Here is a 15026-nt window from a genome sequence, read left to right on the forward strand (position 1 = left end):
CCACTCCACGCACCCACCCTTAACCCGCACCCGCTTCCTCCCATGAACCCATACCTCGCAGAATTCATTGGCACCGCCATCCTCATCCTCCTCGGCAATGGCGTCGTTGCCAACGTCGTGCTCAACCGCAGCAAAGGCCAGAACGGCGGTTGGATGGTCATCACCGCCGGATGGGGACTCGGCGTCGCCTTCGCCGTCTACTCCGTCGGCCGCATCTCCGGCGCCCACATCAACCCCGCCGTCACGCTCGGCCTCGCTTCAATCGGCGACTTCGGATGGGACCTCGTCCCCGGCTACATCGCCGCCCAGGTCGCCGGAGCCGCCGCCGGAGCCACCCTCGTCTGGCTTACCTACCTTGCCCACTGGGCAGAAACCCCCGACGAAGGCGGCAAGCTCGCCTGCTTCTCCACGAGTCCCGCCATCCCCAACAACACTGCCGCCTTCATCACCGAATTCATCGGCACTGCCATGCTCGTCTTCGGTGTTCTCGCCATCGGCAGCATCGCCAAAGGCATTCCCGACACCACCACCGCCGAAGCCATCCCCGCTTCCCTCGTCGGCATCGTCGCCAACTGGTGGAGCCCCCTGCTCGTCGGCCTGCTCGTCGTTTCCCTCGGCCTCTCCCTCGGTGGACCCACTGGCTACGCCATCAACCCTGCCCGCGATCTCGGACCCCGCATCGCCCATCAACTCCTCCCCATCGCCGGCAAAGGCAGTTCCAACTGGTCCTACGCCTGGATCCCCATCATCGCCCCCATCGTCGGCGGCATCGCCGGAGCCCAACTCCACCGCCTTCTCATCCCCTAAAAAATCCTACTCCTACTCTTCCTCCTACTCTTACTCCTCCTCCTAAATTTCATCCCTCATCCTTCATCCTTCATCCTTATGAAATTCATCCTCGCACTCGACCAGGGCACCACCAGCTCACGCGCCATCGTCTTCGCCCACGACGGCTCCATCATCGCCAGCGCCCAGCAAGAATTCACCCAAATCTTCCCCCAGGCCGGCTGGGTCGAACACAACGCCAAAGAGATCTGGGACAGCCAGCTCACCACCGCCCGTGAAGCCCTCGAAAAAGCCAAACTCAAAGCCGCCGACATCGCCGCCATCGGGATCACCAACCAGCGCGAAACCGCCGTCATCTGGGATCGCAAAACCGGCGAACCCATCGGCAACGCCATCGTCTGGCAGGACCGGCGCACCTCCAAATTCTGCGATGAACTCAAAGCCGCCGGACACGGCGAAATCATCCAGCAACGCAACGGCCTCGTCATCGACGCCTACTTCGCCGGCAGCAAAGTCCGCTGGATGCTCGACAACATTCCCGGCGCCCGCGACCGCGCCAACAACGGCGAACTCGCCTTTGGCACCATCGACTCCTGGCTGATCTGGAACCTCACCAACGGCAAAGAACATCTTACCGACGTTACCAACGCGTCGCGCACCATGTTCTACAACCTCCACGAAAACGCCTGGGATGACGACCTTCTCAAAATCCTCGACATTCCCCGCCAGCTCCTCCCCGAAATCCGCTCCTCCAGCGAAGTTTACGCCGAAACCGCCGAAGGCCTCTTCGACGCCCCCATCAAAATCGCCGGCATCGGTGGCGACCAGCAGGCCGCCCTCTTCGGCCAGAACTGCTTCAAACGCGGCATGGCCAAAAACACTTATGGCACCGGCTGCTTCATGCTCATGAACATCGGCGACCAGCCCAGCATGTCCAAACACAAGCTGCTCACCACCGTCGCCTGGCAACGCAATGGCAAAACCGACTACGCCCTCGAAGGCAGCATCTTCATCGGTGGCGCCGTCGTCCAATGGCTGCGCGACGGACTCGGCATCATCGAATCTTCCAACGAAATCGAAGCCCTCGCCGCCTCCGTCGAAGACTGCGGCGGCGTCTATCTCGTCCCCGCCTTCGCCGGACTTGGAGCTCCTCACTGGGATCAATATGCCCGAGGCACCATCACCGGCCTCACCCGCGGCACCACCAAAGGCCACATCGCCCGCGCCGCCCTCGAAGGCATCGCCTTCCAGGTCGCCGACATCCTCGAAGTCATGAAACAAGACTCCGGCATCGACATGAAAGAGCTCCGCGTCGACGGCGGCGCCTGTGCCAACAACCTCCTCATGCAATTCCAGGCCGACATCCTGCAAACCCCGGTTGTCCGACCCAAAATCATCGAAACCACCGCCATGGGAGCCGCCTATCTCGCCGGTCTCGCCGTCGGATTCTGGAACACCGATGCCGACGTCGAAAAAGCCTGGCAAGTCGACCGCATTTTCGAACCTCAAATGCCCCCCGAAGAAGCCGCCCATCGCCGCGAACGCTGGGACGAAGCCCTCAAACGCGCCGGCGACTGGGAAGAACATTCCACCCTCAAAGGCAAAGCAGTTCCTTAAAGTCGGAAGTGGGAAGGCGGAGGTCGGAAGTAAAAGCTCCGCCTCAGAAACTCCCGCCCACCCCAGAAAATCCCCCATCTCTCTTAGACCCCCTCCATCAAGCCCAAAACACCCGCTCACGGCCCCAAACACCCACTTACCGTATCTAAATGCTCACTCACCGCATCCAAACGACCGCTCACTGGACCTAAACGGCCATTCACTACACCTTAACGGCCGCGGATGGTCTCTAAATAAAAACACACCTACTTGTAGCAATTCATTGATGTTGAGATAGTTGCATCCAAACAATTGCTCCTAAACACCCTGATCCCCGCAAACCCACCTCCGACTTCCGACTTCCGACTTCCGACTTCCGACTTCCCCTTAGCCCTTATCCTTTATCCTTTATCCTTTCTATGAACCGCCCGACTTCCCTCCAACAACTCGCCGCCCAAACCACCCCCTGGGACATCGCCATCATCGGCGGTGGAGCCACCGGCATGGGCATCGCCGTTGACGCCGCCTCGCGCGGCTACTCCGTCATCCTCCTCGAACAACACGACTTCGGCAAAGGCACCTCCAGCCGTTCCACCAAACTCGTCCACGGTGGCGTCCGTTACCTCCAGCAAGGCAACATCTCCCTTGTTATGGAGGCCCTCAAAGAACGCGGCCTCCTCTTGCGCAACGCCCCCCACCTTGTCCACGACCTCGCCTTCATCGTGCCCAACTACGCCTGGTGGGAAACCCCCTTCTACGGCATCGGCATGAAAATCTATGACATGCTCGCCGGCAAATACGGCTTTGGCCCCTCCCAAATCCTCTCCCGCGACGAAGTCCTCGAAAAAATCCCCACCCTCGAAACCGACGGACTGCGTGGCGGCGTCAAATACCACGACGGCCAGTTCGACGACTCCCGACTCCTCATCAACCTCGCCCAAACCGCCGTCGAACAAGGCGCCTGTCTCATTAACTACGCCCGCGTCACCGGCTTCACCAAAGACGAAGGCTACTACCTCAACGGCCTCACCTTCACCGACCAGGAATCCGGCACCACCCACACCATCCAGGCCAAATCCATCATCAACGCCACCGGCCCGTTCTGTGACGCCGTGCGCAAAATGGACGACACCAAAGCCACCGACATCATCTCCCCCAGCCAGGGCGTTCACATTGTCCTCAGCCGCGATTTCCTCCCCGGCAACACCGCCATCATGGTCCCCCACACCCGCGATGGACGTGTCATGTTCGCCATCCCCTGGCACGGCCACGCCCTCGTCGGCACCACCGACACCGCCATCACCGACACCCCCCTTGAACCTCTCGCCCTCGACGAAGAAATCACCTTCATCCTCGAAACCGCCTCCAGCTATCTCGCCAAGGACCCCACCCGCGACGACATCCTTAGCGTCTTCACCGGCATCCGTCCCCTAGTCAAAGCCGGCGACGCCAACAACACCGCCGCCCTGTCCCGCGACCACACCATCCACATCGCCAGTTCCGGCCTCCTCACCATCGCCGGCGGCAAATGGACCACCTATCGCAAAATGGCCGAAGACGCCGTCGACCACGCCATCGTCCTTGCCCACATCGAAGAACGTCCCTGCATCACCAAAGACCTTCACCTCCACGGCTTCCACCAGCACTCCGCCAACTTCGGCGAACTCTCCTACTACGGCTCCGACGCCCGTTCCATCGAGCAACTCATTCGCGACAACCCCGACCTCGGCAAACCACTCCACCCCGACCTCCCCATCGTCGCCGCCCAAGTCATCTGGGCCGCTAGGCATGAAATGGCCCGCACCGTCGAAGACTTCCTGGCCCGCCGCACCCGCGCCCTCTTCCTAAACTCCAAAGCCTCCCAGTCCATGGCCCCCGAAGTCGCCCGACTCCTCGCTCAAGAGTTACACCAAGACGAAACCTGGCAACAACTCCAGCTCGCCGACTTCGAGAAAACTCTGGTCGCCTTTCAAGCCCCCAAAGCCAACTAAGTTCAAACCACAAATGGACACGAATTTACACGAATAGTTTCTTCTGAATTTTTATCTGTGTTTATCTGAGTCCATCTGTGGTTCTTAGATGTTAAAGCTCAAGTCCACTAACCACAGATGGACTCAGATAAACACAGATAGCTTCCGTTAATTAACTCCCTATTCGTGTAAATTCGTGTCCATTCGTGGTTTAACTCCCCCTCCTCACCCCCACCCGCCTGACGCCCTCATCGACCATCACCGCGATCAAGATCACCGCGCCAATGATCGCAAACTCCAACTGCGTCGATAATCCCAACACATTGATCGCATTATACAGCACCCGCATCAACGCCGCGCCAATGATCACTCCCAGCACACTGCCCTCACCTCCCCGCAAACTGCACCCGCCGAGCACCGCCGCCGCGATCGCATACAGCTCATAAAAATTCCCCTGCGCCGCCGGCTGCACCGAATTCACATCCAGCGCAAACAACACCCCGCCGACCCCCGCCAGCAACGAGCACAACACATAAGCCAGCACCGTCATCCGCTCCGTGCGAATGCCGCTGTATCGCGCCGCCTCCTCATTGCGACCCAACGCCAGCAGGTGCCGACCCCACACCGTCTTGTTCAGAAACACCGCCGCGATCACCGCAATCCCCAACAAAATCAGCAACGGCACCGGAAATCGGTAATCCCCAACAAACTCCACCCTCCCCGTCGCCAGCCAGCGGAGCCCATCATAATCCCCGCCAAACCCCACCGTCTCATCGTGCGTCAACCACCGCGCCAGCCCCCGGTAGATCAACAACCCGCAAAGCGTCACCACAAACGGTTGCAAGCGCATCTTCGTGATCAGCACCCCGTGCACCAAACCAATCAACCCCGACACCAACACCACCGCCGCCAAAGCCATCGGAATACTCCACCCATTCTTCACCAACAACCAGGGCAACAACGTCCCCGTCAACCCCACCACCGATCCAATGCTCAAATCAATCCCCCCAGTAATGATCACCATCGCCGCCCCAATGCTCAGAATCCCAAACAGCGCCGTCCAGTTTACCAAATTCTCCACATTATAAGGCCGCAAAAAATTCGGATTCATCCAAGCCGTCAACGCACAAACCAGCCCCAGCAAAATCGTAATTCCAAAAGTCTTCGACATAAAAAATCTCCCTTCACTCACTGCTCACTGCTCACTGCCCACTGCCCACTGCCTACCTCCTCCCCGGCAACCCGCGATGATGCCCCAAAGCCAGCGACATGATCGCCTCCTCATTGATCCCCTCCCCCTGCAACACCCCCATCAACTCCCCTTCGTGCATCACCAGCACCCGATCCGACAACGCAATCACCTCCTCCATCTCACTGCTCACAAAAAGGATCGCCATGCCCTGACCCGCAAGCCTCTCCATCAACTGATAAATCTCCCGCTTCGCCCCCACATCAATTCCCCGCGTCGGCTCATCCAGCAACAACACCCCCGGCCCCAAAGCCAGCCATTTGCCCAACGCCACCTTTTGCTGATTCCCCCCCGACAGGGTCCCCACCTTGGTCTTCAACGACGCCGACTTGATCTTCAACAACTCCGCCATCCGCTCCGCATCCCGTTTCTCAATCCCTCCATCCACCCACACCCCGCCCCGCGCATGCCTGGACAAACCCGGCAGCCCTACATTCCACTTCACCGACTCCTCCAAAAACACCCCCAGCTTCTTGCGATCCTCCGGCACCAACGCCATCCCCGCCGACATCGCATCACGCGGATGTTTGATCCGCACCTTCTCTCCATTCACCAAAACATCGCCACCCACCGGCGGCTCGATCCCGAACAAGGCCTGCAACACCTCCGTCCTTCCCGACCCCACCAGCCCCGCCAGTCCCAAGATCTCCCCCTGTCTCAAATCGAACCCAAACTTCCGCTCCGGATGCGCCTTCGTCCGCAACCCCTGCACATCCAAAACCACCCACCCTTTTTTCTGCGGCGTCCGCTCATACACCTGCGAAAGATCACGACCCACCATCATCCGCACCATCGCATCATGATCCACCTCAAACCGCAACAACTCCCCCACATTGCAACCATCCCGCAATCCCACCACCCGGTCCGCCAGCTTCTCCACCTCACCCAGCCGATGGGAAATATACAAAATCCCCAACCCGCGTTTTTTCAGATCCGCGATCACCTCATAAAGTTTCGCCACCTCGCTGGCCGACAAACTCGACGTCGGCTCATCCATGATGATCACCTTCGCGTCCATCGACAACGCCTTCGCAATCTCCACCAACTGCTGCTGACCCAACGACAACTTCGACACCGCCGTGTCCGCCTTAAAATTCGCCCCCAACCTCTTCAAGATCACCGCCGTCTTTTCCCGCATCACCTTTTTCTGCACCAACCCCCACTTTCGCGGCTCACGCCCCAGCCACACATTCCCCGCCACATCCAGATTATCCGCCAGATTCAGCTCCTGATGAATCAACGCAATCCCCAAATCCTGCGCCTCCTTCACAGACCTCAAAATCACCTCATCCCCCTCAAGAAAAACCTTCCCCTCATCCGCTTGACCGATCCCCGCCAGCACCTTCATCAACGTGCTTTTCCCCGCCCCATTTTCCCCAATCACCGCCACCACCTCGCCCTTCCCCAAACTCAAACTTACATCCGAAAGCGCCAGCACTCCTGGAAAGCGTTTCGTCAAATTGATCGCGCGCAGCAAGTCAGCCATAAATCAGTTTCAAACAACCACAGATGAACGCAGATAGACACAAATAAAATTTCAGGGAAACCCATTCGTGTAAATTCGTGTCCATTCGTGGTTGATCTTCCCCCTCACCTCACTTCACCAACGCCTTCAACTCCTCCCAAAACACCGCCACGTCCTCCTTCTTCACCGCCTTCGCCGGCACCTCCAAAAACTTCGACTCCGGCACCACCGAGTTGTCCCCCTTCGCCAGCGCCGCCAGAATGCGCACACTCTCATACCCATAACGATACGGACTCTGCACCACCGTCGCATGAATCGCCCCCTCCTGCACCCCGCGCAACGTATCATCCTCTTCATCAAACCCCACGATCTTCACCGCCCCCACTCTTCCCGCCTCTTTCACCGCCGCAAAAATCTGCGGCGTGTTATACGAAAACAACCCCACCAAACACCCCACATCCGGATACCGCGTCAACGTGTCCTGCACATTCGCCTTCGCCTTCGCCACATCCGCCTCATCCGTGCGCGTCCCCAAAATCACATAACGCCCCCCTTCAATCACCGCATCCGCCGCATCCTCCCCCGGCGAACCCACCGGTCGATCCAGCAACTCATCAATCACCCCCTGCCTGCGTTGCTTCGCATTCAACTGCCCCGCTCTCCCCACAAAAAACATCACCTTCCCTCCATCAGGCAGCGCCTCCTTCACCAGCTTCCCACAAAGCCGACCCGCCTGATAATTGTCCATCCCCACAAAACACCGCCTCGGTGAATCCGGCGCATCACTGTCCTGCGTGATCAAAATCGTCTGCTTCGCCATCTCCGTCATCAGCTCCAACTGGTTCGCCGGATCCGCCGGACTGAACGCAATCCCATCCACCCCGCGCGCCAAAAGTTCCTCCACCATGCGCTTCTGATCCGAAGCCCCGTTCGCCGGCATCCGCACCTCCACGTCCACCCCAAACTCCTCACCTGCCTTGCGTGCCCCCTTCTCCGCAATCGTCCAGAATGGCGCAATCGCATTCCCCACATAAGCCACCCTCAATTTTCTCTCCCCGTCAGGTTCCTTCGGCCCACACCCCAACAGCATCGAAATCGCCAAACACCCCAACGACAAAAACAAAAGCTTCATCCCTGCATCCTACAAACCCCCCATTTCCCTGTCAAGCCCAAAAACGAGCCCACCTCACCTTCAACCTCACGCCTTCCGACGCCGACCAATCAACAGCATTCCTGCCATCATCACCAAAATTCCCCTGCTTGGCTCAGGCACCGCAAAAATGGCCAGCACCTCCGCCTCACTCAGCGCCTCATCAAACAGCGCCAGGTAATCCAAAGTTCCATCAAAAGTTTTGCGCTGGTTTCCACTCCCCGTGCCCCCCTGCTCGGCTCCCACCGTGAGACCACTCCCCGAGTTCTCATTCACCCAAACATTGTTTCCACTGGTGTCCGTGATCAAATTCCCGGCCGCTGGCTTGGCATAAAAAGTCACCTTGCCCGTCGCGTCTCCCGTAGTTCCCAGATTGTCCACCACCATCGCGATATCATACCATCCCTCCTCAGCTATCACCAAACCCGGACCCGAATTGTAAACATGCGTCGCACCCGACCCACCGACCGATGCCGTGTAATAAGTGAGCCTCCCCGTTAGCGTGAAGCCCATCATAAATCCGACGTTCGATCCACCCATCCCACTGTTCACCAGCCAGACGTTGCCAAAGTTGTCGTCAGAAGCAATCGGCCCGTTCCAATAGAGTCGCGTGATGATCGTCGCATTTCCTTTTACCGTCGCTCCCGTGCTCACCTGAAAAGTCGCAGCCACTGCCGTGTCATTCAGCGGATTGGTTCCGCCTGAATCGCCCGCTCCAGGCACCACGGTCACCGAAGGATTAAACGAAAGACCCCGCGCCAGCGTCCCTACTGCGTCTCCTCCCGAAGGCCCCGTCGCAGGCACTGGCACCCAACTCAGATTGCTCGAAGCCGCATTCACCGGGTTTCCGTTCGCATCCACAATCTGCCCGGCCGACGCCGTGCCCGAAGAAGCATGGTCAAACCGCCACAGCCGATGAGCATCCGTCAACGTCACCGCCCCGTTCGCCTCGACGACCAGGCCGACGAAGATCCAGACAAACATCCATCGTGCGACTCCAGCATTCTTCTTCATAGCAATCAAGATTCTTAGCAGATCAGAAACAAGACACCACCCTAAAATCGATGCCCAACCTCATCAACAGTTCATCTGCCCAATCAAACACCAGTTCATCCAAACACCCATCCAACATTTCTTAACGCTTTATCCTCAAAGGCTTGCACAAGATTTACAGATTTGCCAATATCGAAAAAAATCCCCGCGCTCACTCCTTCCTCACCCAACCGAAGATATGAACCAAGGGATCACCCGTGGCAAAACGCCACACTCCATCGCATCAGTCATTTGCGCCATCCTCGCCGCCGCAGGAGCCACCACCTCCTTCAGCCAGACCAACGTTCCGGTCCCCAAACAAACCTTCACCACCCCGCAGCTCCACACCAAACTGCGCACCTTCACCGCCGCCGAGGTCGGACAACGACCCACCTTCGCCGCCATGCATCGCGGCCACCTCGTCATCTCCGGTGGCTTTGCCGATGCCAACGGACAAAACGGTAAACTCAGCACCTGGCGACTCTCCCAATCCGCCACTCCCAACAACGTCGGCCCCAGCCGCGTCGGCGTGCATGAGAACAACGCCATCTTCAAAAGCCACGCCATGGGCTTCTCCGGCGAACTCACCCAAATTCGCGCCAGCAAATTCACCGTCTACGACCTCACCAACATGGCCGCACCCACGGTCGCCGGTGTCGCCAACGGCGGCATCTCCTCCAGCCATTCCAGCGCCTGGGGCGGCAAATACATCTACACCGGCGGCGAAGGTTACGGCGAAGCCACCGGCTTCGTTGACGTCTGGGATGTTAGCAATCCAGCCGCGCCCGTGCGCCTCCGCTCCGTCGATGTGCCCGCCCTCACCGGCTTCCGCTGCGCTTCTGTCTATGTTATCGGCAACGTCATGGTCGTCTCCGCCAGCCTTACCAACGGCGTCGCCACCTTTGACCTCAACAATCCCGCCGACCCCCAGCTGCTCGACGTCAACCGCGACGACATCGGTGCCAACACCTACACCAGCTACCTCAGTGGCAACCGGCTCTACGGCGGCGGCCAGAACGGCGGCTTCTTCGTGTATGACATCTCCGATCCCCGCAACATCCAAGTCGTCGGCCACATGAACCCCGGCGGCACCATCCGCTACCCCGTTCTTCAGGACGAATTCATCCACGTCGGAAACCTCGGCAACGGACGTTACCAAAAGATCCGCATCGACACCATGCCCCCCGTCCTCGTCGCCGACATCCCCGGATTCCCCCAGGCCGAAGTCGCCATCCCCATCGGCAACCTCGCCTTCGTCGGCACCGCCTCCGCCGATCCCAATGCCGCCGGCTGGCTCATCCCGCACGACACCGCCGTCGACAACCGCCCTCCCGTCATCAACGCCATCCGACCCATCAACGGCGAAACCAACGTCGGTCTCCACAGCATGATCGGCGTTTCTTTCACCGATCTCCTCGACGGACCCAGCGTGAACAACACCTCCATCATCGTCCGACCCCAGGGCGGAACCGCCCTCACCGGCACTTATGCCCACATGGGCGGCATCGTCAATTTCTCCCCCTCCGGCCCCCTCCAGCCCAACACCATCTATGAAATCGTCGTCGTCGCTGGCGGCATCAAAGACTGCTCCGGCAACGCTGTCGTCGGACAAACCATTTCCACCTTTTCCACCGGCTCCCTCGACGCCACCGGACTCGGCCTCACCCTGCGCTATCCGCTCGATGAAACCTCCGGCACTAACGCCAGCGACAGCGCCGGCACCAATCCCGGCACCCTCTTCGGCTTCACCACTCCGCCCAGCCCCTGGACCACCGACGCCGCCGTCGGCACCGCCGCCCTCACCTTCGACGGCATCAACGACTTCATCCGCACCCCCAGCTTCAACACCGGCGACACCTTCACCGTCTCCACCTACGTCCGCGTCCCCTCCGGCACCACCGGCCTGCACAATATCGTCGGCAACGCCACCGGCGGTTACTCCGTCCCCGGCTGGAAACTTTTCGTCTACGGCTCCGCCAACACCACCCCTGGCCGGGTCGCCATCGAAACCGGCAATATCAGCGGCGTCGGTGGCAACGCGGCCTCCACCGCCAACAACGTCTTCCCCTTCGACCGCTGGGTCCACCTCGCCGCCACCATCAACCGCACCACCGGCACCGCCCGCATCTGGATCGATGGCGAGGACCTCACCGTCGACAGCACCATCCGCAACGACTTCCCCACCACCGGCGAACTCAACTGGGGCCGCATGGTCAACAGCGGCGCTTACCTCCTCGGCCAGATGGACGACCTGCGCCTCTACAACCGCATCCTCCCCGAAGCCGACCTCCTTCTCCTCCGCAACCTCGCCCCACTCACCCTCGCCCACTGGCGGCTCAATGGTGATCCCAACGACAGCTCGCCCGCCCAACGCCATCTCACCCTCAGCGCCACCGGAGCCACCTACAACATCAGCACCGACACCGCCGAGGGCACCGCCTCCCTCGCCCTCAACGGCACCCTCGGCCACGCCATCTCCCCCAGCCTCGAACTCGGCTCCGCCTTCACCGCCTCCGCCTGGGTCAAACTCAACTCCGGCAACGCCACCCTCAACACGATCTTCGGCAACACCGGCAGCGGCTACCACACCGACGGCTGGAAATGTTTCGTCTACGGCTCCACCCACGCCACCACCCCCGGCCGCATCCAGGTCGAAACCGGCAACGGCACCCTCGGCAACGCGTCTGTCACGGCCATCAACACCCTGCCCTTCGACCAATGGGTTCATATCGCCATCGGTGTCGACCGCCCCTCCGGCATCTGCCGCATTTACCTCAACGGCGTCGACGTCACCCTCGACCAAACCATCGTCCCCGACTTCCGCACCCTCGGCCCCGTCCACCTCGGTCAAATGGCCAACAACAGCTACCGCCTAGCCGGCTCCATCGACGACGTGCGCCTGCACGGACGCTGGATCGACGACAACGAAATCGCCCTGCTCGCCGTCGGCAAACTCCAGGGCCACTGGTCCCTCGAAGGCAGCGACGCCGACCTCTCCGGCTTCAACCGCCCCCTCACCCGCCGCAACGGAGCCAACTTCGTCGGCGAAGCCGCCAAAGGCAGCCTCAGCCTCGGTTACGACGGCATCAACGACTACGCCGACGCCCCCGCCTTCTCCCTCGGCGACAAAATCACCCTCTCCCTCTGGGCCAAAATGCCCTCCGGCCTCCCCCCCGGCTCCCGCACCCTGCTATCGAATTCTCCCGGTGGCAGCCTCAGCAACGGCTTCCGTTGGTTCGTCAACAACTGGGCCACCAACAACCTCGCCCTCGTTTTCGAAACCGCCAACGGCACCCTGTCCGCCAACATCTACGCCCCCGCCGGCACCTTCCTCGTCGATCAATGGAACCACCTCGCGATGGTCATCGACCGCACCACCGGCACCGCCGACATCTATTGCAACCGACGCAAGGTCAACACCACCTCCCCCATCCGCGCCGACTTCGGCAATCTGACCTCCCTCAACATTGGTGCCTTCACCGGCGGCAGCGCCCCCTGGCTCGGTCAGATCGATGAAGTCCGCGTCTACTCCGAAACCGCCAGCCACGCCGACATCGCCGCCCTCGGCCACGGCTCCCCCAACATCGCCCCCATCGTCAACACCCTCGCCTCCAACAACCCCGCCCAAACCACCAGCACCAGCGTCACCTTCACCGCCAACGTCACCGATCCCAACGTCGGCGAACAATTCCTCTACCTCTTCAACTACGGCGACGGCACCCAGAGCAACTGGCAAACCTCCCCGACTTCCACCCGCACCTACACCGCCCCCGGACGTCACATTGTCACCGTCACCGTTTCCGACGGCTACACCACTTCCTTGCCCAAACAGATGACCCAAATCATCTACAACCCCATCACCGCCAATCCCCCCTCCATCGCCTCCGAGATGGTCTTCGATGCCAGCCGCAACAAAGTCTGGTGCGTCGTCCCCGATGGCGACAATCACGACAACAACATCGCCACCCCCCCCATCGGCACCATCGTGCGTTTCGACGCCACCACCCTCGCCGTCGAACACCGTGTCAACCTCGGCAACGACACCGAACCCGTCTCCTGCACCCTCCGCCCCGGCTCGGCAGAAATCTGGGTCGTCTGCAAAAACTCCAAAACCAACAACGGCGAAATCAAAATCCTCAACGCCTCCACCGCCGCCGTCCTAAGCACCATCAACATCGGTCGCGGATACCTCCCCACCGGCGTCGCCTTCGCGCCCAATGGCACCGCCGCCTTCGTGGCCTGCGAAGGAGCCGAAGGCGTGCTCAAATACAACCCCACCACGCGTGCCTTGCTCGGCAGTCAGGACATCGGCGGCCCCGCCCGCAGCATCTCCGTCGCCTCCGACTCCACCCGCGTCTTCGTCACCCGCTTCCGATCCCCCAACAGCGGCGGCCAGGTGCTCGAACTCAACGCCTCCACCCTCGCCATCACCCGCACCTTCACCCTCGCGCCCGACACCACCACCATCGACGGACCCAACTCCGGACGCGGCCTCCCCAACTACCTCATGCAAACCGTCATCTCCCCCGACGGACGCCGCGGCTGGATCCCCGCCAAAAAAGACAACATCTACCGCGGCCTGTTCCGCGACGGCAACTCCCTCAATCACGAAAACTCAGTCCGCTCCCTCGTCGCCCAGCTCGACCTCATCAACAACAACGAACCCATCGGCAATCGCATCGACCTCGACGACGCCCACTTCCCCGCCGCCCTCGCCTTCAGCCCGCGCGGCGACCTCGTCTTCGCCGCCATGATCGGCAACGAACAAATCAACGTCATTGACGCCAACACCCGCAACACCCTCAGCCCCATCAACGCCACCAATGGCAGCGACCTGTTCGGCCACGCCCCCACCGGACTCTGCGTCTCCCCCGACGGCTCACGCCTCTACGTTCACAACTTCCTCGAGCGCCGCGTCCGCGTCTTCGACATCACCCAGCTCACCGCCGGCACCGGTTCCGCCACTCCATTGGCAGGCACCGTCAACCTCGTCATCGCCGAACCCCTCGCCAGCAACGTCCTCCAAGGCAAAAAACTCTTCCACAACGCCCGCGACCCGCGTCTCGCCCTCGACGGTTACATCAGTTGCGCCAGTTGCCACATCGGCGGCGACCACGACGGCCGCACCTGGGACCTCGGCAACTTCGGCGAAGGCCTCCGTCAAACCATCGACCTGCGCGGTCACGGCGGCATGTCGCAAGGCGCCCTTCACTGGAGCGCCAACTTCAACGAGATCCAGGATTTCGAAGGGCAAATCCGCGACCTCAGTGGCGGCACCGGCCTCATCGCCAATGGCACCCCCCATCCACCCCTCGGCACCGCCAACGCCGGACGCAGCACCGACCTCGACGCCCTCGCTGCCTACCTCACCTCATTGAGTGCCCCTTTGCGCAGTCCCTTCCGCAATGCCGACGGCACCCTCACCGCCGCCGCCATCAATGGTCAAACCCACTTCACCACCAAAGGCTGCGCCACCTGTCACAGCGGCACGCAGTTCACCGACTCCAACGCCACCACCTTCCTCCGTCACAACATCGGCACCCAGACCACCCAATCCGGCAACCGCCTCAACAGCACCCTCGGTGGCATCGACACCCCAACGTTGAAAGCCCTCTGGTCCAAATCCCCCTACCTCCACCGCGGCCAAGCCACAAATATAGAAGACATCTTCACCCCCACCCACGCCCCCGGCACCACCAACCACGCCCGCTTCCGCGAACTTACCGCCCCTCAACAAGCCGAGCTCATCGAGTATCTCCTGCAGATTGAGTGATTAAA

At 60.7% G+C, this 15026-nt stretch carries 8 protein-coding genes; 4 read left to right on the forward strand and 4 right to left on the reverse strand.

The window, feature by feature from the left end:
- Positions 1 to 42: 42 nt before the first annotated feature.
- The 3 genes from FEM03_RS13855 to FEM03_RS13865 all read left to right on the forward strand — a co-directional run bounded on the left by FEM03_RS13855 (position 43) and on the right by FEM03_RS13865 (position 4373).
- Positions 43 to 807 (forward strand): MIP/aquaporin family protein, encoded by a 765-nt coding sequence (locus FEM03_RS13855; protein ID WP_138086867.1) that lies wholly within the window; start codon positions 43 to 45, stop codon positions 805 to 807.
- A 78-nt stretch (positions 808 to 885) separates the two neighbouring features.
- A complete protein-coding gene (gene glpK, locus FEM03_RS13860; protein ID WP_138086868.1) occupies positions 886 to 2403 on the forward strand; it encodes a glycerol kinase GlpK in 1518 nt (505 codons plus the stop codon).
- Positions 2404 to 2801: 398 nt separating this feature from the next.
- Positions 2802 to 4373, forward strand: a complete 1572-nt coding sequence (locus FEM03_RS13865; protein WP_138086869.1) for a glycerol-3-phosphate dehydrogenase/oxidase — start codon at positions 2802 to 2804, stop codon at positions 4371 to 4373.
- A gap of 190 nt (positions 4374 to 4563) precedes the next feature.
- Here FEM03_RS13865 and FEM03_RS13870 read toward each other — a convergent pair whose 3' ends face one another.
- From FEM03_RS13870 to FEM03_RS13885, 4 genes are all read right to left on the reverse strand, one after another.
- The gene (locus FEM03_RS13870) at positions 4564 to 5523 is read right to left on the reverse strand and encodes an ABC transporter permease (RefSeq protein ID WP_138086870.1); all 960 of its coding nucleotides are present in this window, start codon (positions 5521 to 5523) and stop codon (positions 4564 to 4566) included.
- Between the two features lie 52 nt (positions 5524 to 5575).
- A complete protein-coding gene (locus FEM03_RS25600; protein ID WP_138086871.1) occupies positions 5576 to 7087 on the reverse strand; it encodes a sugar ABC transporter ATP-binding protein in 1512 nt (503 codons plus the stop codon).
- Positions 7088 to 7196: 109 nt separating this feature from the next.
- Positions 7197 to 8198, reverse strand: coding sequence for a sugar-binding protein (locus FEM03_RS13880; RefSeq protein WP_138086872.1), 1002 nt, complete (start codon positions 8196 to 8198; stop codon positions 7197 to 7199).
- A gap of 66 nt (positions 8199 to 8264) precedes the next feature.
- Positions 8265 to 9230 (reverse strand): PEP-CTERM sorting domain-containing protein, encoded by a 966-nt coding sequence (locus FEM03_RS13885; protein WP_138086873.1) that lies wholly within the window; start codon positions 9228 to 9230, stop codon positions 8265 to 8267.
- A gap of 217 nt (positions 9231 to 9447) precedes the next feature.
- Here FEM03_RS13885 and FEM03_RS25605 point away from each other — a divergent pair, with 217 nt between their 5' ends.
- Positions 9448 to 15021: a LamG-like jellyroll fold domain-containing protein gene (locus FEM03_RS25605; RefSeq protein ID WP_138086874.1), complete on the forward strand. Its 5574-nt coding sequence runs from the start codon at positions 9448 to 9450 to the stop codon at positions 15019 to 15021.
- Positions 15022 to 15026 lie beyond the last annotated feature (5 nt).

The organism is Phragmitibacter flavus, from assembly GCF_005780165.1.
In the GTDB taxonomy this organism is placed as follows: domain Bacteria; phylum Verrucomicrobiota; class Verrucomicrobiia; order Verrucomicrobiales; family Verrucomicrobiaceae; genus Phragmitibacter; species Phragmitibacter flavus.

Bases quoted from the DNA above. Each gene is read 5' to 3' on its own strand.
- FEM03_RS13870 (WP_138086870.1), bottom strand. From the start codon at position 5,523: ATGTCGAAGACTTTTGGAATTACGATTTTGCTGGGGCTGGTTTGTGCG.
- glpK (WP_138086868.1), top strand. From the start codon at position 886: ATGAAATTCATCCTCGCACTCGACCAGGGCACCACCAGCTCACGCGCC.
- FEM03_RS13885 (WP_138086873.1), bottom strand. From the start codon at position 9,230: ATGAAGAAGAATGCTGGAGTCGCACGATGGATGTTTGTCTGGATCTTC.
- FEM03_RS13880 (WP_138086872.1), bottom strand. From the start codon at position 8,198: ATGAAGCTTTTGTTTTTGTCGTTGGGGTGTTTGGCGATTTCGATGCTG.
- FEM03_RS25600 (WP_138086871.1), bottom strand. From the start codon at position 7,087: ATGGCTGACTTGCTGCGCGCGATCAATTTGACGAAACGCTTTCCAGGA.
- FEM03_RS13865 (WP_138086869.1), top strand. From the start codon at position 2,802: ATGAACCGCCCGACTTCCCTCCAACAACTCGCCGCCCAAACCACCCCC.
- FEM03_RS13855 (WP_138086867.1), top strand. From the start codon at position 43: ATGAACCCATACCTCGCAGAATTCATTGGCACCGCCATCCTCATCCTC.
- FEM03_RS25605 (WP_138086874.1), top strand. From the start codon at position 9,448: ATGAACCAAGGGATCACCCGTGGCAAAACGCCACACTCCATCGCATCA.